The 22,655-nt window shown below is 74.2% G+C and carries 20 protein-coding genes; 10 read left to right on the forward strand and 10 right to left on the reverse strand.

Going from position 1 to position 22,655, the window contains the following annotated elements; all coding sequences use genetic code 11:
- Positions 1-9 precede the first annotated feature (9 nt).
- Positions 10-936 (reverse strand): NAD-dependent epimerase/dehydratase family protein, encoded by a 927-nt coding sequence (locus BJP25_RS13055; RefSeq protein ID WP_075975172.1) that lies wholly within the window; start codon positions 934-936, stop codon positions 10-12.
- A 32-nt stretch (positions 937-968) separates the two neighbouring features.
- Positions 969-1,745 carry a precorrin-6A synthase (deacetylating) gene (gene cobF / locus BJP25_RS13060; RefSeq protein ID WP_269844542.1) on the reverse strand — a complete coding sequence of 259 codons (777 nt, stop codon included), beginning with the start codon at positions 1,743-1,745 and terminating at the stop codon, positions 969-971.
- A 178-nt stretch (positions 1,746-1,923) separates the two neighbouring features.
- Between cobF and BJP25_RS13065 the strand changes: the two genes are divergently transcribed.
- The 5 genes from BJP25_RS13065 to BJP25_RS13085 all read left to right on the forward strand — a co-directional run bounded on the left by BJP25_RS13065 (position 1,924) and on the right by BJP25_RS13085 (position 7,181).
- Positions 1,924-2,643: a hypothetical protein gene (locus BJP25_RS13065; protein WP_198943473.1), complete on the forward strand. Its 720-nt coding sequence runs from the start codon at positions 1,924-1,926 to the stop codon at positions 2,641-2,643.
- 281 nt (positions 2,644-2,924) lie between these two features.
- Positions 2,925-3,785 (forward strand): DUF1996 domain-containing protein, encoded by an 861-nt coding sequence (locus tag BJP25_RS13070; RefSeq protein WP_198943474.1) that lies wholly within the window; start codon positions 2,925-2,927, stop codon positions 3,783-3,785.
- Complete coding sequence (locus BJP25_RS13075; protein ID WP_075975354.1) at positions 3,782-5,494, forward strand: discoidin domain-containing protein; 1,713 nt, start codon at positions 3,782-3,784, stop codon at positions 5,492-5,494. The genes BJP25_RS13070 and BJP25_RS13075 overlap by 4 nt, the downstream gene beginning before the upstream one ends.
- Before the next feature lie 53 nt (positions 5,495-5,547).
- A complete protein-coding gene (locus tag BJP25_RS13080) occupies positions 5,548-6,561 on the forward strand; it encodes a LacI family DNA-binding transcriptional regulator (RefSeq protein WP_075975175.1) in 1,014 nt (337 codons plus the stop codon).
- Positions 6,558-7,181 carry a GNAT family N-acetyltransferase gene (locus BJP25_RS13085; RefSeq protein WP_075975176.1) on the forward strand — a complete coding sequence of 208 codons (624 nt, stop codon included), beginning with the start codon at positions 6,558-6,560 and terminating at the stop codon, positions 7,179-7,181. The genes BJP25_RS13080 and BJP25_RS13085 overlap by 4 nt, the downstream gene beginning before the upstream one ends.
- Positions 7,182-7,202: 21 nt before the next feature.
- Here BJP25_RS13085 and BJP25_RS13090 read toward each other — a convergent pair whose 3' ends face one another.
- The 3 genes from BJP25_RS13090 to BJP25_RS13100 are packed head-to-tail and all read right to left on the reverse strand — an operon-like array spanning position 7,203 to position 12,015.
- The gene (locus BJP25_RS13090; protein ID WP_075975177.1) at positions 7,203-9,458 is read right to left on the reverse strand and encodes a type VII secretion system-associated protein; all 2,256 of its coding nucleotides are present in this window, start codon (positions 9,456-9,458) and stop codon (positions 7,203-7,205) included.
- Positions 9,455-10,324, reverse strand: a complete 870-nt coding sequence (locus tag BJP25_RS13095; protein WP_075975178.1) for a nucleoside hydrolase — start codon at positions 10,322-10,324, stop codon at positions 9,455-9,457. The genes BJP25_RS13090 and BJP25_RS13095 overlap by 4 nt, the downstream gene beginning before the upstream one ends.
- The gene (locus BJP25_RS13100; protein WP_075975179.1) at positions 10,321-12,015 is read right to left on the reverse strand and encodes a scabin-related ADP-ribosyltransferase; all 1,695 of its coding nucleotides are present in this window, start codon (positions 12,013-12,015) and stop codon (positions 10,321-10,323) included. The genes BJP25_RS13095 and BJP25_RS13100 overlap by 4 nt, the downstream gene beginning before the upstream one ends.
- 303 nt (positions 12,016-12,318) lie before the next feature.
- Between BJP25_RS13100 and BJP25_RS13105 the strand changes: the two genes are divergently transcribed.
- Positions 12,319-12,738 (forward strand): hypothetical protein, encoded by a 420-nt coding sequence (locus BJP25_RS13105; RefSeq protein ID WP_143219052.1) that lies wholly within the window; start codon positions 12,319-12,321, stop codon positions 12,736-12,738.
- A gap of 1,490 nt (positions 12,739-14,228) precedes the next feature.
- On the opposite strand, the gene BJP25_RS13110 is transcribed toward BJP25_RS13105, so the two are convergent.
- The 3 genes from BJP25_RS13110 to BJP25_RS13120 all read right to left on the reverse strand — a co-directional run bounded on the left by BJP25_RS13110 (position 14,229) and on the right by BJP25_RS13120 (position 15,974).
- Complete coding sequence (locus BJP25_RS13110) at positions 14,229-15,068, reverse strand: WXG100 family type VII secretion target (protein ID WP_075975181.1); 840 nt, start codon at positions 15,066-15,068, stop codon at positions 14,229-14,231.
- A 25-nt stretch (positions 15,069-15,093) separates the two neighbouring features.
- The gene (locus tag BJP25_RS13115) at positions 15,094-15,522 is read right to left on the reverse strand and encodes a YbaB/EbfC family nucleoid-associated protein (protein WP_075975182.1); all 429 of its coding nucleotides are present in this window, start codon (positions 15,520-15,522) and stop codon (positions 15,094-15,096) included.
- Between the two features lie 155 nt (positions 15,523-15,677).
- Positions 15,678-15,974: a YkvA family protein gene (locus tag BJP25_RS13120; protein WP_075975183.1), complete on the reverse strand. Its 297-nt coding sequence runs from the start codon at positions 15,972-15,974 to the stop codon at positions 15,678-15,680.
- A 138-nt stretch (positions 15,975-16,112) separates the two neighbouring features.
- Here BJP25_RS13120 and BJP25_RS13125 point away from each other — a divergent pair, with 138 nt between their 5' ends.
- On the forward strand, positions 16,113-17,321 hold the full coding sequence (locus tag BJP25_RS13125; protein WP_143219053.1) for a hypothetical protein: 1,209 nt from the start codon (positions 16,113-16,115) through the stop codon (positions 17,319-17,321).
- 118 nt (positions 17,322-17,439) lie between these two features.
- Here BJP25_RS13125 and BJP25_RS13130 read toward each other — a convergent pair whose 3' ends face one another.
- Entirely contained in the window at positions 17,440-18,711 is a 1,272-nt protein-coding gene (locus tag BJP25_RS13130) for a hemolysin family protein (RefSeq protein ID WP_075975185.1), read from the reverse strand.
- A gap of 181 nt (positions 18,712-18,892) precedes the next feature.
- Between BJP25_RS13130 and BJP25_RS13135 the strand changes: the two genes are divergently transcribed.
- From BJP25_RS13135 to BJP25_RS13145, 3 genes are read left to right on the forward strand one after another with little or no spacing between them, the layout of a single operon-like run.
- On the forward strand, positions 18,893-19,831 hold the full coding sequence (locus BJP25_RS13135; protein WP_075975186.1) for a MetQ/NlpA family ABC transporter substrate-binding protein: 939 nt from the start codon (positions 18,893-18,895) through the stop codon (positions 19,829-19,831).
- Positions 19,828-20,838, forward strand: a complete 1,011-nt coding sequence (locus BJP25_RS13140) for a methionine ABC transporter ATP-binding protein (RefSeq protein ID WP_075975187.1) — start codon at positions 19,828-19,830, stop codon at positions 20,836-20,838. Before BJP25_RS13135 ends, BJP25_RS13140 begins: the two co-directional genes overlap by 4 nt.
- On the forward strand, positions 20,835-21,500 hold the full coding sequence (locus BJP25_RS13145; protein WP_075975188.1) for a methionine ABC transporter permease: 666 nt from the start codon (positions 20,835-20,837) through the stop codon (positions 21,498-21,500). Before BJP25_RS13140 ends, BJP25_RS13145 begins: the two co-directional genes overlap by 4 nt.
- 11 nt (positions 21,501-21,511) lie before the next feature.
- Here BJP25_RS13145 and BJP25_RS13150 read toward each other — a convergent pair whose 3' ends face one another.
- Positions 21,512-22,651: a M20/M25/M40 family metallo-hydrolase gene (locus BJP25_RS13150; protein WP_198943475.1), complete on the reverse strand. Its 1,140-nt coding sequence runs from the start codon at positions 22,649-22,651 to the stop codon at positions 21,512-21,514.
- Between the last annotated feature and the right edge of the window lie 4 nt (positions 22,652-22,655).

Here is a 22,655-nt window from a genome sequence, read left to right on the forward strand (position 1 = left end):
GGCGGGGGGTCAGGTGTTGTCGCGGACCGCTCGGACGGTGTCGACCATGGCGGTGTCGAGGTCGCCGTGGGCGGGGGTGGGGAGGTGGAGGTCGTGGAGCAGGAGGGTGGCCAGGGCCCCGGGGGTGAGGCCGGACTCCTTGCCGGAGAGGCGGAGGGCGGGTTCGCCCGCGCGCAGGGCGGCGCGGAAGAGGGGGCTCGGCAGGGTGTGGACGCGGCGGGGGCGGCCTGCCGCGGCGGCGAGCCTGCCGATCATCTCCGACCACGAGAGGTTCTCGTCGACGGCGGGCACGTCCGCGCCGGAGGCCGCCTCCAGGGCTGAGACGGTGACGTCGCCGACGCCCGCGGCGGTGGTGGCGGCGGTGCCGCCTGCCGGGGCGAGCAGGGGTGCGGGTGAGCTGACCCACTTGACCAGGGGCGCGGCCCAGTCCGGGTAGCGGTCGGCGCCCGCCCGGCCGAAGACGAAGGGCACCTCGACGACCGCGACGGGGAGGTCGGGGCCCGCCGCCGCGCGGGCTTGGGCGGCCTGTTCGACCCGGCTGCGGATGTAGGGGTGGGTGTCCGCGAGCCGCCACTCGGGGTGTTCGCGGTGGAAGTGGGTGAAGTAGGAGCCCAGGATCGCGGCCCGGGTCAGGCCCGCCTGCCGGGCGGCGGTCAGCAGCGTGACGGCGGTGGTGACGTTGGCGGCGTGGAAGGTGGGGTAGGCGGGGCGCCGGGGCACCTGGCGGTCGTCGAGGCCCGCGGCGAACACGACGCCGTCGTGGCCCTCCAGCAGCGGCAGCCACGTCTCGACGGTGGCCTCTTCGGCGTCGACGGTGTGGTCGACGCCCGGGCGGGCGGAGCGGCCGACCGAGGTGGCGGTGTGCCCGCGCTCCCGGAGCCGTTCGACCACGAAGTGCCCGAGGAGCCCGCTGCCACCGACGACGAGGATGTCCACGCCGTCTATGATCGCACCGGTGGGGCGGGGTGTCAGCCGCGGGCGGGGCGGCGCAGCAGGTAGCTGTCCATGATCCAGCCCTTCGCCGCGCGGGCCCTGGTCCTGGTCTCGACGATCCGGTCGGCCACCTGCGCCAGCGGGCCCGAGATCAGCAGCTCGTCCGCGGTGCCGACGTAGGCGCCCCAGTGGATCACCAGGTCGGGCTCGTCGACGTAGCGGGTGAAGGCGTTCTGCGCGTCGAGCATGACGATGACGTCGTCGACGCCCTCGGGCCAGCCCGCCGCCAGCCTGCGCCCGGTGGTGATCTGCACCGCGCCCGCGACCTGGTTGAACGTCACGCCGTGGCGCGCGGCGAGGGCGGAGATGCTGCTGATGCCGGGCAGCACGCGCACGTCGAGGTCGAGGGTGCCGCGACCGCGCAGGTCGTCGAAGACGGCGATGATGCTGTCGTAGAGGGCGGGGTCGCCCCAAACCAGGACCGCGCCGCGCTCGCCCGGCGCCAGGTTGTCGCGGACCATGCCCTCCAGCACGTCGGCGCGGCGGGCGCGCCAGTCGTGCACGGCGCCCGCGTAGGCGGGGGTGGTGCGGTCGCGCGGGGGGTCCTCGGCCCGGACGACGCGGGGGCCGCCGTCGGGCACGTGCGCGGCGAGGATGGCCTCGCGCAGGTCGGAGAGCTCGCGGGCCTCGCCGGGCTTGTCGAGGAAGAACACCACGTCGGCGGCGCGCAGCGCGGCCACGGCGTTGACGGTCATGTCGCCGGGGTCGCCCGCCCCGATCCCGACCACGTCCACCCGCACCTGCCCTGCCACCGGCCTCACCCTCTCGTGTCCCGCGCTGCCGGGCCACTGTAGGCGGCCGCCCGCACCGCCCCCCACCTGGTCCGATGGCGCGCCGTGTCGACGTGGTCACCTTACGAGTGCTGTACCCGTTCTTTACCTGTACATTAATAACTGTCCCGATTGCGCACGCGACCGGAGGAACCCCCTGGTGACGAAGATGAAGCGGACGCCGGACGACGAGAACGAGTCGTTCGACGTCCTCGCGCACACCGACGCCGACCAGAACCGCGTGACGCCGCTGCTGCGGCTGCCCGCGGGCGCCGCGATGGCGGTGGTGGAGGCGCTGGCGGGCCTGGTGCGCCACGCCCACAAGCTGGAGAGCACCGACCCCACCCCACCCGGTCAGCTCAGGCGGGCCCAGGTCTTCGAGGAGGGCGACGTGTACATGGCGGAGCCGCCCTTCGAGGGCTACTTCGCCGACCGGTACATCATGGACTTCTACGACGTGCGCGAGCGCGACATCTGCTCCCGCATGCACCTGCACACCGGGCTGCGGTTCGTCCGCATGATGACCGGCCCGGACACCACGATCCGCGTGTCGAGCATGTCCCCGCTGGTGGTCGCGCCGTCCCCGCGCTGGGAGGGTGAGCTGCGGATGTTCGTCGACGACCTGCCCGAGGTGCCCGCGCCGGACCGCCGCGACCGGTACAACTTCATCGTCCCGCCCAACGCCTGGGTGGACATGCAGATCCCCCGGGGCGTGTCGCACCAGTTCAACGCGGTGGGGCCGAACGCGGTGATCGACTCGGTGCACCCGGAGGAGTCGATCGAGACGCTGCGCGAGGGCATGTCCGGCTACCGGATGATGGCGCAGACGATCTTCCTGGCCGAGGAGCGCTCCGCGGCCACCACCTGCACCACCACCTGACCGCCGCCGCTCCGCCCCCACCCGACCGGCGCGGGGGCGGAGCGGGCGGGGTCCCGCGGACAGGGCGGGCACCCCGCCGCGGTGGGAGGGCAACCCGCTCGGCCATCGTGATGATGCCGCTTGACGAAGTGCCCGGTGCACGCTTCACTGAAATACCCCTGCACTGCCGAACACCATTCCACGCAATCACCCTCGCATTCTCCCGCCATTCGAGAGAGCGCTCTCTCGAATCCTGTCCCGAGAGGTGGGCTGTGAGCACACTTCGTCGATGGCGCCGAGCCGTGACCACCCCCGCGCTGGTCGTGGCGGCCTTCGCCGCCCTGACCGCCACCGCGGGCCCCGGTTCCGCCGCCCCCCTGCCCGAGCCGCGCGCCGACGTCGTGCGGGTCGCGGAATTCCTGGCCGAGTGCCCCGCGAGCCACCGGTTGCCCGACGACCCGATCGTCTTCCCGAACCAGCCCGGCGCCTCGCACATGCACAGCTTCTTCGGCAACCGCACCACCAACGCCGCCTCCACCCTGGAGTCGCTCCAGCGCGGCACCAGCACCTGCTCCCCCGGCATCGACCTGTCCTCATACTGGGTGCCGACGCTGTACCGGGGCGACCAGGTGGTCGAGCCGACCGGCACGACGTTCTACTACCTGGGCGAGGGCGTCGACGACGCCACGATCGCCCGGATCAAGCCCTTCCCGCCCGGCCTGCGCGTCGTGGCGGGCAACGCCATGGCGACCGGCGTCGACGACCCGTCGGTGCGCTCGCGCTGGTCGTGCCTGCACGCGGGGCAGGTCAACCCGGGCAAGGACTTCGTCACCTGTCCCAGCGGGTCCATGCTGGAGTCCTACTTGGACTTCCCGCAGTGCTGGAACGGCCGCGACCTCGACGCCGCCGACCACCGCTCGCACATGGCCTACCCGGTGGCGGGCACCTGCCCGGCCACCCACCCGGTGCCGGTGCCGAAGCTGCGCCAGGTGCTGCGCTACCCGGTGACCGGCGACCCGGCGACGCTGCGGCTGGCCTCCGGGCGCGGGTACACGATGCACGGCGACTTCTTCAACGCCTGGCCCGAGGACGAACTGGCCCGCCGGGTGCGCGACTGCATCAACCCGATCGTCAAGTGCGGCGCGAACGGGACCCCGTCGTGAGGCGCGCGCTCGGCGCCGCGACCGGCATCGCGGCCCTGCTGCTGACCACCTTGGTCCTCCCGGCCACCACCGCCCAGGCCGTCGAGTGCGGCACCGCCAACGCCGCGCTCCGGGCCCCGGTGACGGCCTCGTCGGTGGAACCGGGCACCCCGTTCACCGCCGACGCCGCCGTCGACGGCGACCCGGGGACCCGCTGGTCGAGCGACCACCAGAACACCGCGCAGTGGCTGCGGGTCGACCTCGGCTCCAGCAAGCGGGTCTGCGGGGTGACCCTGGCGTGGGAGGCCGCCTACTCCACGGCGTTCCGGCTGGAGGTCTCCACCGACGGCACGAGCTGGACCACCGCCTACTCCACCACCGACGGGCGCGGCGGGCAGCAGGAGCTGGCGCTGGACGCGACCGGCCGGTACGTGCGGCTGACCAGCACCGCCCGCGCCACCCAGTACGGCGTGTCGCTGTGGGAGTTCGCCATCCGCACCGCGAGCGGCACCGACTCCCCCAAGCTGCTTTCGTACGGCAAGCCCGCCTTCGCCTCCACCTACCAGGACAACGCGGGCTGCGGCGGCTGCACACCTGCCAAGGTCACCGACCTCAACCCCGCGACGCGGTGGGCGACGGCCGAGGGCACCGGCTGGGTCGACCCGGGGTGGATCTCCGTCGACCTCGGCGCGACCGCCCAGCTCAGCAGCGTCGTGCTGCAATGGGACCCGGCCTACGCCACCGCCTTCCAGGTGCAGACCTCGGCCACCGCGCAGCAGTGGACGACGGTCTACGAGACCACCACCGGGACCGGGTTCAAGCAGACCATCCCCGTCAGCGGGTCCGGCCGCTACGTGCGGGTGAACCTGCTCAAGCGCAGCGGCCCCTACGGCTACTCGCTGTGGGAGTTCCAGGTGTACGGCACCGGCGGCAACCCCACCGCGCCACCGGCACCCGCCCCCGACCCGGGCAACCCGCTGCGCCTGGTGTGGAGCGACGAGTTCAACACGACCGCGGGCACCAAGCCCGACAGCGCCAAGTGGCGCCCGGAGGTCGGCACCGGCCAGAACGCCGAGCTCCAGTTCTACACGAACAACAACAACGCCTTCACCGACGGCGGCGGCAACCTCGTCCTGGAGGCCCGCCGGGAGGTCACCCCCGGCTCGGCGTGCCCGGTGGACCCGGTCAGCGGCAGCGGCACCTGCCAGTACACCTCGGCGCGGCTGATCACCGAGGGCAAGGCGTCGTGGACCTACGGGCGGGTGGAGGCGCGGATCAAGGTCTCCGGCGGCAAGGGCCTGTGGCCCGCGTTCTGGATGCTCGGCGACGACATCTTCCGCGGCACGCCGTGGCCGGGCAGCGGTGAGATCGACATCATGGAGCACCTGGGCCGCGAGCCCAACACCGCCTACCAGACCATCCACGGCCCGGCCTACTTCGGCGGCGGCGGCATCGGCAAGCCGCTGGACATCGGCCGCGACGTCGCGGGCGAGTTCCACGTCTTCCGCGCCGACTGGACCAGCCGCGGCATCACCTTCAGCATCGACGGCACCCAGGTGCTCGCGATCGACAAGGCGACGGTGGAGGCGACCCGCGGGCCGTGGGTGTTCGACAAGCCGTTCTTCATCCTGCTCAACAACGCCGTGGGCGGCGACTGGCCGGGTCCGCCGGACGCGGGCACGGCGTTCCCGCAGCGCATGCTCGTCGACTACGTGCGGGTCTACCAGTAGCCGGTCGTGCGGGCCCGGTCCGGGCCGGGCCCGCACCCGGTATAAACGGCGGCATGGCGCGCAGAGCGGTCACCCTGGAGGAAGTGGCGAAGGCGGCCGGGGTCTCCCGCGCGACGGTGTCCCGGGTGGTCAACGGCGTGGCCTCGGTCGACCGGTCGCTGCGCGAGCAGGTGGAGGCGGCGATCAGCACCACCGGCTACGTCCCCAACCGCGCGGCCCGCTCCCTGGTCACCCGGCGCGCGGACGCGGTGGGGCTGCTGCTGCCCGAGGACGACGACACCTTCGACGACCCGCACTTCGCCCGGGTGATCCGCGGGCTGATGCCGGTGCTCAACCCCCTGGGCATCCACCTGGTCCTCACCGGCGCGCACCCCGGCTACCAGCACCGGGCCGTGGAGGACATCCGCCACAACCGCCTCGACGGCCTCGTCGTCCTGCACACCCACGACGACGACCCCTTCCCCGGCGCGCTGGCCCGCGACCACGTCCCGGCCGTCCTGGGCGGCAGGCCACCGCTGGGGGCCCGCATCACCCACGTCGACGTCGACCACGAGGCGGGCGCGGCGCTGGCGGTCGAGGCGCTGGTCGCCGCCGGGTCGACCCGGCTCGCCACGATCACCGGCCCGCTGCGCTCCCCCGCCGGGCGCGAGCGGTTGGCGGGTTTCCAGGCCGCGGCGGCCCGCCACGGCCTGCCCGAACCGCTCGTGGCCGAGGGCGACTTCACCCACGTCGGCGGCGCGCGGGCGGCCGAGGACCTGGCGGGTCGCCACTTCGACGGCCTGTTCGTGGCCTCGGACCTGATGGCGGTGGGCGCCCTGACGGTGCTGCGCAAGCACGGCCGCCGCGTGCCCCACGACGTCCGCGTCGTCGGCTTCGACGACAGCGCGGCGGCGTCCTCGGCGGACCCGCAGCTGACGACCGTGCGCCAACCGGTCGAGGACATGGGTTCCACCATGGCCCGCCTACTGGTCTCCCTGATCAACGACCCCGAGAGGGAGGTGGTATCGGTGGTGTTCGCCCCCGAACTGGTCACCCGCCAGTCCTGCTTCCCCGCCCCCCGGCCGTGATCCGCCGCGCCACCGCGGCCGATGAGGCGGACCTCCACTCGATCTGCCTGCTCACGGGGAGCCCGACCGGCACGGACGCGTCCGGGATGTACTCCGACCCCCGCCTGCTCGGCGCGGCGTACGCGGCCCCGTACCTGCACGCCCCGATGGCCCTGGGGTTCGTGGTGGAGGACGCCGAGGGCGTGGCGGGGTACGTGGTCGGCACGCCGGACACAGCCGCCTTCGAGGCGTGGTGCGCGGAATCGTGGTGGCCCGCCCTGCGCGAACGGCATCCCCTGACCACAGAGGACACACCCGACGCGGGCCTGGTCCGCCTCTTCCACAACCCCCCGACCGCGGACAGGTCACTCCTGGCCGACTACCCGGCCCACTTCCACATCGATCTGCTGCCCCGGGCCCAGGGCAACGGCTGGGGCCGCCGCCTCCTGACGACCCTCCTCGCCGCCCTGGCGGAGGCAGGCGCCCCCGGAGTTCACCTGGGGGCCAGCCGCCACAACACCCGCGCCCACGCCTTCTACGCCCACCTCGGCTTCACCCCCCACTCCCGCTCCGGCGACGCCCTGTACCTGGTCCGCCCTCTGGAGACCTCGGGCACACCGGGGAACGCGCCCACGTCCTAGGCGGCGCGGGTCGGTGGCGGGTCAGGTGGTGGTGGCGAGCAGGGCGTCGCCGGGGAGGTCGATGCCGATGATGCCGCCGGGGTTGACCACGACGGTGACATCGCGCAGGAGGGGCAGGAGGGCTCGCAGGGGGGTGCGCTGGGGTTCGGGGCCTGCGGGGACGTACTTCGGCGACGAGTAGACGGGGAGGACGTTGCGGCCGTCGGGGGCTTGGAGGATGGCGATGCCGCCGCCGGGGGCGGTGCCGACGAGGAAGTCGGTGTCGAGGGCAGCGCGCAGGGCGGCCTCGTAGGGGAGCCATTCCGCGGCCACCAGGTTGAGGACCGCCTCGAACTCGTTCTGGGGACCGGGCAGGCCCCGGCGGCGGGGGCTGGGCTTGTAGGCGTCGTTGACCCAGGTCTCACCGCTGAGGGTGCCGTCGGGGGCGACGGCGTAGCCGCCGAGCAGGACGGGCAGGGGCATGCCGTCGATGTAGCGGGGGTCGACGTCGGGGTCGGCGCAGTAGATCCAGCCGCCGGGGTTCTGCCGGGCCGCGGCGCGCATGCCGTCGGTGACCGGGGGCAAGCCGGGGTGGGGCAAGGGGCGGTCCGGGCGCGGGATGAGGTCCGGGTCGAAGGTGTGGAAGGCGGTGGTGGCCAGGCACTCGATCAGGTCCCGGTTGGGCACCGCCTCGATCCACGGAACCGGGAACCCGGCCAGGCCGAAGCGGGCGCCGATCAGCGCGCACACCCCCATGATGGCCACCGGGTCCTTGGCGGCGGAGATGGCGCGGCCCGGGTCGTGGGCGAGCTTGCTGGTGATCAGCAGCGCCTGCTCCCACGGCGTGCCGAGGGCGGCGACCTGGTCGGCCAGGGCGACCTCGTCCTGGTCGCGCAGCGCCAGGATCTCCGGGTGCGCGCCGGAGGCCGCCAGGGCCTGCGCGGTGCCGCCCGCCCCGCGGCGGAGCAGGGCGTCGAACACGGGGCTGACGCCGTCGACCCAGAACGTGCCGATCAGCGCCCGCGCCGGGGACGCGACGGCGCCGAGCAGGCCCACCGTCTCTGCGATGCGCGGTCCGCCGGTGACCCACCGGTCCAGCCAGCCCGCCGGGCGCCGGGGCAGGCCCGCCGCGGTGACCGCCGACGACCAGTCGTGCGCCTCGCGCACCAGCCGGTCGGTGCTGTGCAGGAGCGCGCCGGTCAGCGACCCGTCGTGCTTGACCAGGAAGACCTCCCCGATCGCGAACCCGACGTAGGCGCCGACGACGCTCTGCCACCGGTGCAACTCCGGGGTGGTGGGGCCGATGATGCCCCGGGTCGGGACGTCCCAGTAGCGGCCGCCCTCGCTGTCCCAGTACGCCTGGGCACCCGCGGGCCGGGGGCCGCTGCGCCCGCCCGCCACCCACGCCTTCGCCTCGCGCAGGGCGACCATGTCCTCCTCGCGCACCACCACGCCCGCCGCCTCGGCGTTGCGGACCTCCGCGAACAGCCCCTCGGGCCGCGGCCACCGGGTGACCGGCGGGCGCGGGCCGCGCTCGGGGTACTGGGCGAACTTCTCGATGAGGCTGGTCCGCAGCTCCGCGGGCTGCCGGTCGCCCCAGTTGACCCGCACGCCCACCGCGCCCGCGGGGTGCTCGGCCACCATCTCCAGCGCCTCGCGGAGGGCCATCGTCCGCCACTCGTCCACCGGCCAGGGGCAGCGCAGCACCGAGGAGAACGCGGGCAGCCAGGAGTCGCCGTCGGGTCCTGGCCGCGACCGCATGCCGGTCTCGTGGTCGATCGGCAGCCACACCTCGACGTCGAGGACCCCGGCGACCAGCTGGGGCGTGTCGAGCCACCCGCTGCCGTAGTAGTCGAGCACGCGGTCCGCCGGGGTCAGCGGCAGCGGCCCGCCCAGCCACATCGGGCCCGGGGTGTGGTCGGGGTTGCGCCGGTACTGGTCGGTGGTGCCCTCGCGCAGCCAGCCGAGCACCGCCCGCGTCGGCACGCCCAAGTGCCCGAACCGCTCGTGGTCCCACTCCGGGTCGAAGAACACGCCGTCCGCGGTGGGCGCGGGCCAGTCGGCGGGGATGCCGGTGCGCCACTGCGGGTCGCGCGGCGCGTACCGGCGCAGCGGGCCGCCGTCGTCGGGCACCTCGACGGCGGGGGTGGGGAAGATCGGGTCCGCCGGGTCGTCGTAGGGCACGTACCAGTCGCCGCCGATGAGCGCGACGTCGTCGAGGCGGACGTGCAGGGACAGCTCGCCGTGCTGCTCGGCGATCCAGGCTCGGGCGCGCTGGACGGCGTCGTCGCGGGTCATCGGGTTCCCTCCGCGGGGTGGCGCAGGCCGGTGGTGAGCCACCGGCGGAAAGCGGGCAGGTCGACGTCTTCGCAGGTGCGCACCAGGTGCCCGGCCGGGTCGCGCGCCAGTCGACCGTCCACGAGCGACACGCGGTCGCGGAGCAGGTCGACGAACGGCAGTTGCAGCGCGGCGGCCATGGCCAGGGCGGGCCCCTGCGCAGAGGACAGGCGTTCGGGGTTGGGGGCGAGCACGCGCGCCCACCCGGGGTCGATCAGCTCACCGGTCGTCGGGGTGCCCGCCGCGGCGGCCGCGAGGACGAGCTTGGGCAACTCGGCGGTGGCCAGGACGTCAGCGAAGGCCTCGGGGTCGGCCAGGGGGTTGATGTCGTGCGCCCCGCCGGACAGCGTGGCGACGACGCGGGCGCGCAGGTCGGGCAGTTCGGTGAGCGCCCGCGCGAGGTTGGTGGCCGGGCCGAGCACCACCCACCGCACCGGCCCCTCCCCCGCGCACGCCGCCGCGACGGCCGCGGGCAGGTCGGCGCCCGGCTCCTCGACCCCCTCGGGCACCAGACCGGCCACGTCGGACCCGGCGGCCGTGATCCCGCCGGTCACGACCGGGACCTCACCGCGGCCCAGCACGTCCAGCAGGTGCCGCACGAACCGGGCGCGCTCCCCCGGCATGGCCACGACCAGCGCGAGCGCGGGCTCGGCGGCGGCCAGCACGAGCGCCACGGCGGCCGCCGGGTCCGCCCCCGCGTCGGTGTCGACGACCAGCGGCGCCCCGCGCTGCGACGGCGGGAACGGCGTGCCGGACACGGTCTGCGGCAGGCCGAACCGCGCCAGGTCCACCAGCTCCCGGCGTTCGCGGTTCAACTCCTCGCTCACCCGCGCTCCTCCCTCATCCGCCCCTCGTACCCGCTCCGCACGACCCGGTGGCCGGGGTCCGCGGCGAGGTCGTCGTGCATGTGGGCGTCGACGATCGGCGCGGCGTGCTCGCCCGCCGTGTCCTCGACGGGCTGGTCGCGCTGCTCCTGGGGCGCCCGGCCGTAGCCGCCGTCGTCCTCGACCTCGGTGTGGGCGGTGTCGTCGGTGTAGTCCTCCGACAGCAACCGCACGTCGCGGGCGTCGGCGGGCAACCGGGCGAGCTGCCCGGTCTGCGGGTCGGCGAAGGCCACCCCGTCCTCGGTGTGCACGACCCGCACGACGTGCCCGGTGGTGTGGCCGTCGGCGTCGGTGTACCGGAACGCCACGGCCCCGCGCGCCCCCTCGGGGGTGCTGCGCATCGCCGCGGTGACGCCGTCGAGGTCGTGGTGGCTGGTCCACGTGCCGCCCAATGCGTCCCGCACCCGGCTGAGCCTGCCCTCGGCGGCCACGTCCTCCGGGCGCGTCGGCCGGGCCTGCACCGGCTCCCCGGCGCGCCCGCGCTCCTCGGCGATCAGGGCCTCGACGCAGTTGGTGCGGTACCCGTCCTCGACGGGCCGGTCGGCGTTGTGGGCGTTGATGTCGCCGTACCCGGGGAAGTGCTTGTCCAGGAACTCCTGCCACGCCGGCTCCGACCCGGTCCCCGCGTGCACCGCAGGCTCGGTCAGCGGGTCACCGGGGCGGGCGAGGTCCGCCGGGGCGTCGTGGCCGCTGAGGGTGTCCTGGATACCGCGGAACCGGTCGGCGGGCACCGCCTCCCGCTTCGGCTCGTCCGCGCTGTCGCCCGCTGCGTCCTCGCGGCCGTCGTGGGCGGCATCGCGGTCAGGGGCGGCGTCGTCGGGATGGGCGGCGTTGTCGTGAGCCGCGTCGCCGTGCAGGCCGCTGCTGGGAGCGTCCTCGCGCGTGCTGTCGTCACTCCGGCGGGCGGTATCGGTGTGCGGGGCGGTGCTGTCGTCGTCCTCGTGGTGGGGAGTGCTGTCGGTGGGTGGGCCCTGAGCACTGGCCGCGGCGGCTGCGGCTTCCTCGCGTTCCCTGACGTGGGTGGGTCGCAGGTCGACCTGGGGTTGTTCGACCGGGCTGGGGTTCTCCAGCCCCTCGGGGTGGGCGGGGGCGTTCGCCCGCTCCCCACCCAGGTAGTGCGGGTTCGGTTCGAACTCCCCCAGCCAGCGCTTGCCGCTGGCGTCCGTCCAGATCTTGTGCCACCCCTCGACGTGCCGGAAGTCGACGCCGCCGGGGAAGATGACCTCCTTCTCCCGCCACTGGGTCCCGGCGGTGAGCCCGGCCCGCTGCTGGGTGTGGTCGGTGTGGATGCCGCCCGGCGCCTTGACCCGGTAGACGAACCCCTCGGACTTCGCCCCGAACCCCAGCGCGATGGTGGGCGAGGTCGACGTGCTGACGTACCCGTTGGTCTGCCCGCCGATGTGCGCCTTGAGGTCGACCGGCCCGTGCGGGTCCACGGGGGCGAAACCGCCCGCCTCGGCGATCTGCGTGGGCGTCCGGGAATCCCCCCGCCACAACGTCTGCGAGTCGTCCCGCCAGTCCGGCGCGTGCCTGTACACCGGTTCCACCCCGGACGAGTCCGCGCCCACGTCGTGCACCGCGACCCGGCCGGGGTTCGCGCCCGGGTCATACCCGCTGACGTCGTGGCGCCCCACGTAGTCCTGCGACGGGTGGTACCCGGGCGGGCGGATCTGCTCGTAGTCCCACTCGTTCTGCGGTTGCCGAGGCGGATGCCCCTGGCGAGGGTCCGCACCTCCCGCGCGGTCCGGCCCAGGACCTTGCTGGTGACCGCTGGCTTGACCCTGACCCGGCGGAGGGTCGACGGGACCAGCCCCGGGGTGCCCTGGCCGCGAGTCTCCTGGTGCGTCGAAGGACCGGTGGGCGGGATCGGGGAACGCGCCACCGGGGTGGGAGGGCCCGTGCCGCTGCCCGGGGTCTTGCTGCCCGGCCCAGGCCTGATGCGGCCGAGGCCCCTGCTCCCGGGGATCGGGGAACGGCCGCTGCCCAGTCGCCCGGGGATCACCGGCGAAGTCCTGACCACCGCGGTGCTGACCGGGGCCCGGGTGCTGCGCCGGACCGGCGTGCTGGGCAGGTCCGACGTGCTGGTCAGGTCCGGTGTGCTGCCCGGGAACCGGGAAGTGCCCGGAACCGGAGGGCCGCCCGAGACCAGGGTGCTGCCCGGGTCCTGGATGCTGTCCCGGGCCGAACTGCTGCTCACGGCCGGACCGGTGCCCCGCACCCGGGTGTGGGGCAGGCCCGGAACGCCGGTCAGGATCGAAGTGCTGCCCAGGAACCGGTGGGCGCACCGCACCCGAGTCCTGCCGACCACCGTGCTGCCCGGCGCCCGGCTGCTGCCTGGAACCCGTGTGCTGCGCTGAACCCGCGGGCTGCGCCGCACCAGATCGCTGTCCAGGTCCGAACTGCTGCCCAGCAGCAGGATGCTGGCCTGCACCGAACTGTGGTGCCACACCTGACTGTCGCCCAGGGCCGAGGTGCGGACCAGAACCCGGTTGCCGTCCAGGGTCGACCTGCGCCCCACGGCCAGGCTGCTGCCCAGGACCGGGCTGTGGGCCGCCCATCCGCTGCCCGAGGCCGTGGCCCGCCCCGGCCTGCCCAGGCGCGCCACCCGCTCCCTGCGCACCGGGGCCGAACCCGGTGGGTCGAGCCGCCTGCGGCCCTGGGGAATGGCCCATGCCGGGTCCACCAGGAACAGGTGCACCGCCCTGAGCCCCGGGACTGCCGAACGGTGTCCCGCCACCCCGCGGGCCCGATCCACCGGGCACCGGCCCACTGAGGCCAGCCCCTCCAGCAGCGGGGCGCGCGACGCCACCCGCCGAGTGCGAACCACCCGCAGCGCCACCTCCCGCACCGGGGGCACCACTCGCGGAGGCTCCACGCGAACCCGAGCCGCCGGCACCGCCGGGGCTTCCAGCGGAACGCGCGGCAGACGCACCCGAACCGGGCGCACCCGCGGTCCCGCCTCCCGGGCGAGGGGCACCAGCGCCAGCACCAACCCCTCCCGCAGGAGGACGTGAACTCGACCCACCAGTACCGCTGCCGGGGCCTCCGGCGGCGGGTCGCGCAGCGCCACCGGGATTACTCGCTGCGATGGGTGCGCCGGTTCCCGGACGACCCGCTGCGGTGGCGCCGCCCGGTGTCCCGGGGGTGGCGCCCTGGGCGTGTGCGGGCTGGGCGGCCGGGGTCGCACCCGGGCGGGTGGAGCTGGTGGTTCCGGTGGGTGGGCTGGTGGATCGAGCCGAGGCGTGGGGGGTGGTTGTTCGTGGGGGTTGGGCGCCGCCCGGAGGCGTTGTGATGGTGCTAGGGGTTCCGGGGCGGGCGCCCGCGTTCGTGGTTGCTGGGGCTTGGGATCCAGCGGGGGCGGGAGCGCGGGAGGGAGCGGCCGCTGTCGGTGCGGGGGACGCAGTGGGCCGGGTGGTGGCCGCGGTGGCCTGGGTGGGTTGCCTGGCGTCCCGGCCCAGCTTGTCCATAGTGGACGCGGAAGTGCTGTCGGTCGCTCGGGCGGCTTGTGCGCTGGACTTGGTCTTGTCGCCCGCGCCCTCGGCAGCGGAGGCGGCGCCTTCGACCGAGGTGCGGGCTCGGGCGATGGCGGCGTCGGCGGGGCCCATGGCGGCTTGGCCGAAGACGCCCGCGCTGTCGGCGCTGGCGCCGATGTTGAGCTTGCCGAGGACGCCACCGCGGAGGCGGGCGGCGCGGTCGGTGATGCGGCCGCCCAGGGACTCGACGCTGTCCGGGTCCATCCCGGTGGTGCCGGGACCCGCGGACCGGCCCGCGCCGCCGGGGGTGGCGGTGCCGCCGGTGTGGTGGGTGCCCGGCCCGGCGGAGCCAGGGTGCCGGGAGCGGCCGGGCATCAGCGCTGGGGCGGCGGGTCGGAGGGCTGCACGGCGTCGTAGGCGCCCTTGGCCATGCCCGCGGCGTCGACGGCGGTGGAGAACTTCTCCATCCCCTTCGACAGCTCGTCCATCTTGGTGGCGAGCTTGGTGATGCGCCCGCCCATCCGGCTCATGGCCTGGGCCAGCTTGCCGAGCCTGCCCGCGATCTTGGTGGCTAGGGAGGCGGCGCGGACGCCCGCGTACCCGGCGTAGGCGGCGATGGAGCCACCCGCGGTCGGGACGGCGGAGGCCGCGGCGATCAGGGCCCCCGCGACCAGCTCACCGACGAGGTCGGAGATCCAGCCGAACACCATCGAGCGCAGCTCGCACACCAGCATCCCGGACAGCGCGTAGACCGACGCCGTGCCGTCCATCGTCTTGCCCAGCGCCTCGAACTGGCCCGCGAGCTCGTCCATCCCGCCGTGGAAGGCCGCGCCGGACTCACCACCCCAGTCCGCGGCCGCCCCGACGTCCTGGCGGTGCTCCTCGGCGACCTGACGCATCTCCAGCGCGGCCTGCTTGAGCTGGTCGACATTCGCGTTGATCTCGTCGGGGTTGCCCAGCAGCGCGTCCAGCGGCTCGCGCAGGAAGTCCACGTGCTCCAGCAGCCAGCCGACCCCGGCCGAGGCCACGGCCGCGAGCGGGTTGGCCAGCGTGGCCACCGAGTCGATGACCACCCCGGCGCCGCCGAGCGCCACGTCGACGACGTCGGGCCCCTCCCCCTCGGCGTCGCTGGTCAGCGAGTCGACGAACCCCGCGACGCTGTCCACCACCCCGGCCCCCGTGGACCACGTGGTGGTGCCCTGCTCCTCGCTCATCGGTCAGCCCCCCAGGCCGTTCTCCTCAGCGGCCCCGCCGCAGGATCGGGTCGTCGCTGAAATCCCCGTCGTCACCGGCCGGGCGCGGCGGCGGCGGCACGTCGTCCTCCCCCGGCGCGGGCAGGTAGTCGGTGATCACCCGCAGCGTCTCGGAACCCCCCTCGCCCACGCCCTCGAAGGCCTCGACGACCTTCGCGGCCGCGGCCCGCTGCGCCGCCCGCGCGGTCGCCATGATCTCGGCGGCCAACCGCTCCGGCGACCGCCGCGCCGCCTCCGGCCCGAGCCGCAGCCCCTCCAGGGCACCGTTCGGCGACACGCGCACCGACACCGCGCCGTCCGCGGAGGACGCGGCCCCGCCTGCCCGCGACAGCTCGTCCCGCAACCGCTCCGAGCGTTCCTTGGCATCGGCCACACGCACCTCGAAGTCGCGCAGCCACTCATCCGGGCTCTTCACCGTGGTCCATCCCCCCGTGCACGGCCCCTCCCCAAGGACCTCGCCGGGAGCCTACAACCCCCCACCGACAGGAAACCCCGACACCCCGAAAACCCCTCGCGACGAGGGCCCGACAGCGCGGGAACTCAGCCTTGGGGGCTGTGTGAGCGGGAGGCTCAGCTCGTGGCCGGGGGGCGGTCGCCGGACTTGCGCTGCTTGCGCAGGGTGGCCGTGACGACGCCCAAGCCCGCGAGCAGGACGCCGATGTCGTCGATGAGGATGGGGTCGGGGAGGGCGTCGACGGGGAACACGGCGTAGGCGGTGGAGGCCCAGAAGGCGAACTTGGCGGGGAAGGGGGTGTCCGGGCTGCGGATCACCTTGTACTTGCGCCACAGGAGGAACAGCAGGACCAGGACCACGACGGCGGCCAGGACGAGCAGGGCGATGAGGACGCCCTCCCAGGTGATCGACACGGTGGGGCTCCGGTGGGGTCGGGAGATCACCACGGTACCGGAGCGGGCGGCCGAGATGGGCAGAATGGCGGAATGCGGATAGCACCGTTATCCCGATAGTGTGACGATCCGATTCGGCGAGGAGCGGAGGACGGTCACATGCGCAGGACACTCGTGGTCGCCGTGGTGGCGGGGGTGGCCCTGGTCGGGGCAGCGGCCCCGGTGGCGGCGGCGCCGGGCGGCGGGCACGGCGGGGTGCGGGAGTTGCCGCTGCCCAACGGGAAGACCTGGGTGAGCGGGTTGCACTCCACCGGTTCCGGGATCGTGTACGGGGATGTCTCGGGGGCGGGCGGGACGTACGGGGTCGTGTGGGAGCGGGGGCGGGCGCGGGTCATCGAGGCGTCGGCGGCGGACAGCCGGATCGAGTCGGTGAGCGAGGACGGGGTGGTGGCCGGGTCCTACTCGACGCACGGGGATGGCGTCCCGCGAGCCGCGGTGTGGGTCGGGGAGCGCCGCGTCGACCTGGGGCTGCGGGGATCGCGGCCGAGCGTGGCGCGGGTAGACCGGGACGGAGACGTGCTGGTGACCTCCTACACCGAGGAGGCGTACGGGGTGGTGTCGGTGTGGCACAAGGGTCGGGAGCACGTCCTTGCCAACGGCACCGCCTACCTCGCGGGCGACCCGGTGTTCGGCCCGGCGGGGCACACCTTGATCGGCACCATGGCGGCCGACGGCGGGGTGACCTACCGGATCTGGGACGCGCGCGGGCGCCTGGTGGCGGAACTGCCGCAGGACGAGCGGTTCGGGTACCTGCGGCCGCACAGCATCAACAGCCGGGGGCAGGCCGTGTTCGACACGTTCTCGCCGGGTTCCGCTCGCGCGGTGGTCGCGCTGTGGGACGGCCGCGCGTGGGTCGAGGTCGTCGGCTTCCCCGGCTCGGGCGGCGACACCCACCTAGGCGGCTACGAGGGCACCCGGGCGATCAACGACGACGGCGAGGTCGGCGCGGTGGCGGGACTCGGGCCCAGCGGGCCGAACCACGTCATCCGGTGGCGCGCGGGCGTGGTGACCGACCTCAGCCCGGACGTGGCCGCGGGCGGGTACGCGGTCATCGCGGGCATCAACGACCGCGGCGACGTCGGCTTCCGGGCGTGCACCGACACCACCTGGCTGAGCTGCCGGTCGCGGGTCGTCGACCGCAAGGGGCGCACGACGGTGCTGCGCGGCCTGACCGAGCCGCACCTGGCGGGCATCGACGACCTCGTGCCGAACCGGTCCGCCGCCGTGGGCCGCACGTTCGCCGACGACGCCCCCGACCGCGTCTTCACCGAGCAGGGCCTGGGGCCGATCGGTTCAGGCCGTTCGTGAGCCTCGACCGGGAAGCCGGAGACCGCGTTCGGAGCGGGGGACCTCGGGGCGGTGCTTGGGGTTTTGGCTTGCGCAAAGCTGAAGAGCGAGGGATTTTGCGTGCCCCAGCGGGGTGGGGTCAGGCCTTGGTTCTGGTGAGGCGGACCGAGGTGATGGCGTGGTGGGCCACCTCGACGACCTCGAAGGTCCAGCCGGAGACGTCGACCTTGTCGCCGGGGGCGGTGGGGATGCGGCCGAGGAGGATGAGGATGAGGCCCGCGATGGTGGTGTAGTCGCCCTGGGGGGCGGTGGCGAGGTCGACGCCGAGGTCGGGGAGGTCGTGGGCGGGGAAGGTGCCGGGGAGGACGTAGGTGCCCGGGGCGGGGCGCTGGACGGTGGTGAGGTCGTCGTCGGCTTCGTCGTAGATCTCGCCGACGATCTCCTCCAGGAGGTCTTCGAGGGTCACGATGCCCGCGACGGCGCCGTGCTCGTCGACGACGACGGCGAGCTGCTCGCGCTCGGCCTTGAAGCGGCGCAGGGCGTCGGAGACGCGGACGGAGTCGGGGAAGACGAGGGCCTCGCGGGCGACCTGGGCGAGGTCGGCGGTGTCGTCGAGCAGGTCGCGCAGGTGGACGACACCGACGAGGTCGTCGAGGTGGCCGCCGCGGGCGATGGGGGCGCGGGAGTGGCCGGAGGAGGCCAGGCGGGCGCGGGCGGTGGGCACCGGCTCGGTGGTGTCGAGGGTCAGCACCGCGCGGCGGGGCACCAGGACCTCGCGCAGCAGCCGCTCGTGGATCTCCAGGGCGCCGGTGATGATCATGCGCTGCTCGGCGTTGAGGCCGCGCTGGGCGGTGACCAGCTCGCGCAGCTCGTCCGGCGACATCTGGTCGCCGTCGACCTCGGGCTTGCCGCCCAGGAGCCGGACCACGGCGTCGGTGGACCTGCTCAGCAACCACACCACCGGCCGGGAGATGGTGGAGAGCACGTCGAGCGGCTTGGCGACCAGCAGGGCCCAGCGCAGCGAGTACTGCATCGCCAGCCGCTTCGGGGCGAGCTCGCCGAACACCAGGGTGAGGAAGGTCAGCACGATCGTGACCAGCGCCACCGCGACCGCGTTCGCCGCGCCGCCCAGGAAGCCCAGCAGCGGGGTCACCGGCTCGGCCAGCGACACCGCTGCGGTGGCCGAGGCGAGGAAGCCCGCGAGGGTGATGCCGATCTGGATGGTGGCCAGGAACCGGTTCGGGTCGCGGGCCAGCCGCACCAGGGTGCGCACCCCGGAGCGGCCCTCCCGCTCGAGCGCGCGCAGCTGGCCCTCCCGCAGCGAGATCAGCGCCATCTCGCTGCCCGCGAACAGGGCGTTGAACAGGACCAGCACCGCCACCAGGATCACATCGGACCAGTACCCGCCCATTACCACCCCTCGCTCGGCCGCTGACCCCAGCCTACGGGACCGGGACCGCGGAGGGGCGCTAGCACAGCCGGGCCCCGAATCCCAACCCGCTCACGGTGCGGGACGATTTGGAGGGCGCGGCCCCCTCGGTCGACTGTGGACGGCAGCGGTAGATCACCGCTGGTCGAGGTGAGAGGGAGTCATGGCCGAGGAGAGCGGGACGGTGCAGGCGCTGCCGGAGAAGCCCAAGCGCGGGCGGGGTCCGGTGATCGGTGCCGTCGTGGTGGTGGTGCTCGTCGTCGTGGGGTTGGTGGTGTGGCTCACCCGCGGCGGCGACGACGCCGGTGCGGGCAGGACCACGGTGAAGATCGGGACGACCGAGGCGGCGGCGCCGTACTGGACGGTGTTCAAGCAGTTGGCGGGCGAGCAGGGCATCGACCTGCAGGTGGTGAACTTCAGCGACTACACGCAGGCGAACCCTGCGCTGGCGCAGGGGCAGATCGACCTCAACCTGTTCCAGCACCTGCTGTTCCTGGCGAACTACGACGTCTCCGCGGGCCAGGACCTGACGCCGATCGCGTCGACCTACGTGGTGCCGCTGTCGCTGTACTCGCAGAAGCACGGCACCGTCGCGGAGATCCCGCGGGGCGGTACCGTGGCGATCCCCAACGACCCGACCAACCAGGCGCGCGCGCTGCTCGTGCTGCAGAAGGCCGGGCTGGTCGCGCTCAAGGGCGGCGGCACCGTGCTGTCCACCCCCGCCGAGATCGACGCCGCCGCCTCCAAGGTCACCGTCACCCCGGTCGACGCCGCGCAGACCGTCAATGCGCTGTCCAGTGTGGATGGTGCGATCGTCAACAACAACTTCGCGCTCAACGGCGGGCTCGACCCGTCCAAGGCGCTGTTCGGCGACGACCCGAAGGACCCCACCGCGGAGCCGTACATCAACGCGATCGTGGCCCGGTCGGCCGACAAGGACAACCCCACCTACGCCAAGGTCGTGCAGATCTACAAGGACCAGCGGGTCGCGGAGAAGGTGCAGGCCGAGTCCAAGGGCACCTCGGTGCTCGTCGACCGCCCCGCCGGTGAGCTGCGCGACATCCTGGCGCGGCTGACCGAGACCATCCGCGCGGCCAGGTGAGCCCGCTGATCGAGTTCCGCGGTGTCACCAAGTCCTTCGGTGGCACCGCGGCGCTCTCGGACGTGGACCTGGCGGTGGAGGCGGGCGAGGTGTTCGCCGTCATCGGGCACTCGGGCGCGGGCAAGAGCACCCTGGTGCGCCTGGTGAACGCCCTGGAGAAGGTGACCTCGGGGTCGCTGCTCGTTGACGGGGTGGACATCACCACCCTGCCCGAGCGGCGGCTGCGGGAGGTGCGGCTGGGCATCGGCATGGTGTTCCAGCAGTTCAACCTGTTCCGCTCCCGCACGGTGTTCGCCAACGTCGCCTACCCGCTCAAGGTCGCGGGCTGGGCGAAGGCGGACCGGGCGGAGCGGGTCACCGAGCTGCTGAACTTCGTCGGCCTGGTCGACAAGGCCTGGCAGTACCCCGACCAGCTCTCCGGCGGGCAGAAGCAGCGGGTCGGCATCGCCAGGGCGCTGGCGACCAACCCGCGCATCCTGCTGGCCGACGAGGCCACCTCCGCGCTGGACCCGGAGACCACCGGGGAGGTGCTGCGGCTGCTCAAGCGGGTCAACACCGAGTTCGGGGTGACGATCGTGGTGATCACCCACGAGATGGAGGTCGTCCGCGAGATCGCCGACCGGGTCGCGGTGCTGGAGGGCGGCCGGGTGGTCGAGGTGGGCCCGCTGCACGAGGTGTTCGCCGACCCCCGGCAGCGCATCACCCAGCGGTTCGTGCAGACCGTGCTGCGCGACCGGCCCGACGCCGAGGCGCTGGCCCGGTTGCGCGAGCGCCACCCCGGTCGGCTGGTGACCGCGCGGCTGCGCGACGACCAGCGGATCGGCGCGGTGCTGTCCGCGGCGGGCAGCCGCGGCGTGCGGTTCGAGGTCGTGCACGGGGCGGTGCGGGAGCTGGGCGCGGCGTCGTTCGGCAGCCTCACCCTGGAGCTGGTCGGGCCGGACGACGGCGTGGCCGAGGTGGTGGCCGGGCTGCGCGCGGTCACCGAGGTCGAGGAGGTGGGCCGGTGAGCACCGACTGGGGCACATTGGGGCCGGTGCTGCTGGACTCGGTCGGGCAGACGCTGTGGATGGTGGCCGCCACGCTCGTCGCGGGCGGGTTCCTCGGCCTGCTGCTGGGCACCGCGCTGTACGTGACCCGGCCGGGCGGCATCCTGCCCAACCGGGTGGTGCACGTGGTGCTGAACGTGGTCGTCAACGTGGTGCGGCCGATCCCGTTCATCATCTTCATCACCGCCATCGGGCCGGTGACGATCGCCGTGGTGGGCACCCAGCTGGGCACCGGGGCCGCGACGTTCGCGCTCATCGCCGCGGCCACGTTCGGCATCTCGCGGATCGTGGAGCAGAACCTGGTCACCATCGACGAGGGCGTCATCGAGGCGGCGCGGGCGATGGGCGCCTCGCCGTGGCGGATCATCAGCACGCTGCTGGTGCCCGAGGCGCTGGGGCCGCTGATCCTGGGCTACACCTTCGTGTTCGTGGCGGTGGTGGACATGTCCGCGGTCGCGGGCGCGGTCGGCGGCGGCGGGCTGGGCGACTTCGCCATCGTCTACGGCTACCAGCGCTTCGACTGGGCGGTGACCGGGGTGGCGGTGGCGATCATCGTGGTGCTGGTGCAGCTGGCGCAGTTCACCGGCAACCGCTTGGCCCGCCGGGTCCTGCGGCGGGGTTAGGACGACACCGGTCAGGCGCAGAAGTCCGCCGCGGTGCGGGCGAGCACGTCGGTGAGCCGGTCCAGCGAGGCCAGGTCGACGTGCTCGTCCGCGGCGTGCGCGCCACCGCCGTCGACGCCGAACAGCGCGCACGGGATGCCCGCGCCGTCGAGCAGGGCGCAGTCGGTCCAGAACGGCTCGCCGCGCACGGCGGGCGGGTGCCCGAGCACCTGCTCGGCGTGGTGGAGCAGGGCGCGCACCACCGGGGAGCCCTCGTCGGCCTGGAAGGGCGCCCGGTGCAGGCCGGGGCGCAGCTCGGCGCGGAAGTCGGGGACGGTGGCGGCCAGCGCGTCCAGCAGGGCGGTCAGCTCGGCGGTGACGACCTCCCGGGTCTCGCCGGGGACCGTGCGCCGCTCCACCACGACCCGGCACCGCGCCGGGTAGCTCGACGCCTCCTCTCCCCCGCTGATCAGCGAGGCGTGGACGGTGCCGGTGCCCAGCAGCGGGTGGGCGGGTCCGGCGGCGAGCGCGCGGCCCAGCCCCTCCAGCGCCACGAGGAAGTGCCCGGCCTTGGCGATGGCGTCGACGCCCAGGTCGGGTCGGGATCCGTGCGCGGCGCGGCCGAGCACGTCGACCTCGAACCAGGCGAACCCCTTGTGCGCGACGGTCACCTCCAGGTGGCTGGGCTCGGTGACGACCGCGGCGTCGGCGGTGAACGAGGCCAGCACCTCCTCGGTGCCCGCGCTGGCGTGCTCCTCGTCGGCCACGCAGGCGACCAGCACGTCCCCGCGCAGGGGCGCGGCGCTCGCGCGGGCGGCGGCGACCATCATGGCGGCGACGCCGCCCTTCATGTCGAAGGTGCCGCGGCCGTGCATGCGCCCGTCCCGGACCACCGGGTCCAGGGCGTCGCCGTCGAAGGAGGCGGTGGCGACGGTGTCGAGGTGGCCGTTGAACATCAGCGAGCGACCGCCGCCGGTGCCGCGGGCGACGGCGACCACGGAGGGGCGGCCGGGGCGCCGTTCGAGGCGGTGCACCTCGAAGCCGCGGGCGGCGAACCACGCGGCGCAGAAGTCGGCGGTGGCCGACTCCCCCGCCCCGCCGGGCACCAGGTCGGGGTTCACCGAGTCGAGGGCGACGAGCTGGGCCAGCAGGGCGGCCGGTTCGGACAGCACGGCG

Origin of the sequence: Actinokineospora bangkokensis (assembly GCF_001940455.1) — a bacterium.
GTDB lineage: Bacteria > Actinomycetota > Actinomycetes > Mycobacteriales > Pseudonocardiaceae > Actinokineospora > Actinokineospora bangkokensis.

What these genes read in the sequence shown, in the direction of transcription:
- BJP25_RS13080 (WP_075975175.1), top strand. Translation starts at nt 5,548, where the DNA reads ATGGCGCGCAGAGCGGTCACCCTGGAGGAAGTGGCGAAGGCGGCCGGG.
- BJP25_RS13090 (WP_075975177.1), bottom strand. Translation starts at nt 9,458, where the DNA reads ATGACCCGCGACGACGCCGTCCAGCGCGCCCGAGCCTGGATCGCCGAG.
- BJP25_RS13105 (WP_143219052.1), top strand. Translation starts at nt 12,319, where the DNA reads ATGCGGCCGAGGCCCCTGCTCCCGGGGATCGGGGAACGGCCGCTGCCC.
- BJP25_RS13110 (WP_075975181.1), bottom strand. Translation starts at nt 15,068, where the DNA reads ATGAGCGAGGAGCAGGGCACCACCACGTGGTCCACGGGGGCCGGGGTG.
- BJP25_RS13125 (WP_143219053.1), top strand. Translation starts at nt 16,113, where the DNA reads ATGCGCAGGACACTCGTGGTCGCCGTGGTGGCGGGGGTGGCCCTGGTC.
- BJP25_RS13130 (WP_075975185.1), bottom strand. Translation starts at nt 18,711, where the DNA reads ATGGGCGGGTACTGGTCCGATGTGATCCTGGTGGCGGTGCTGGTCCTG.
- BJP25_RS13135 (WP_075975186.1), top strand. Translation starts at nt 18,893, where the DNA reads ATGGCCGAGGAGAGCGGGACGGTGCAGGCGCTGCCGGAGAAGCCCAAG.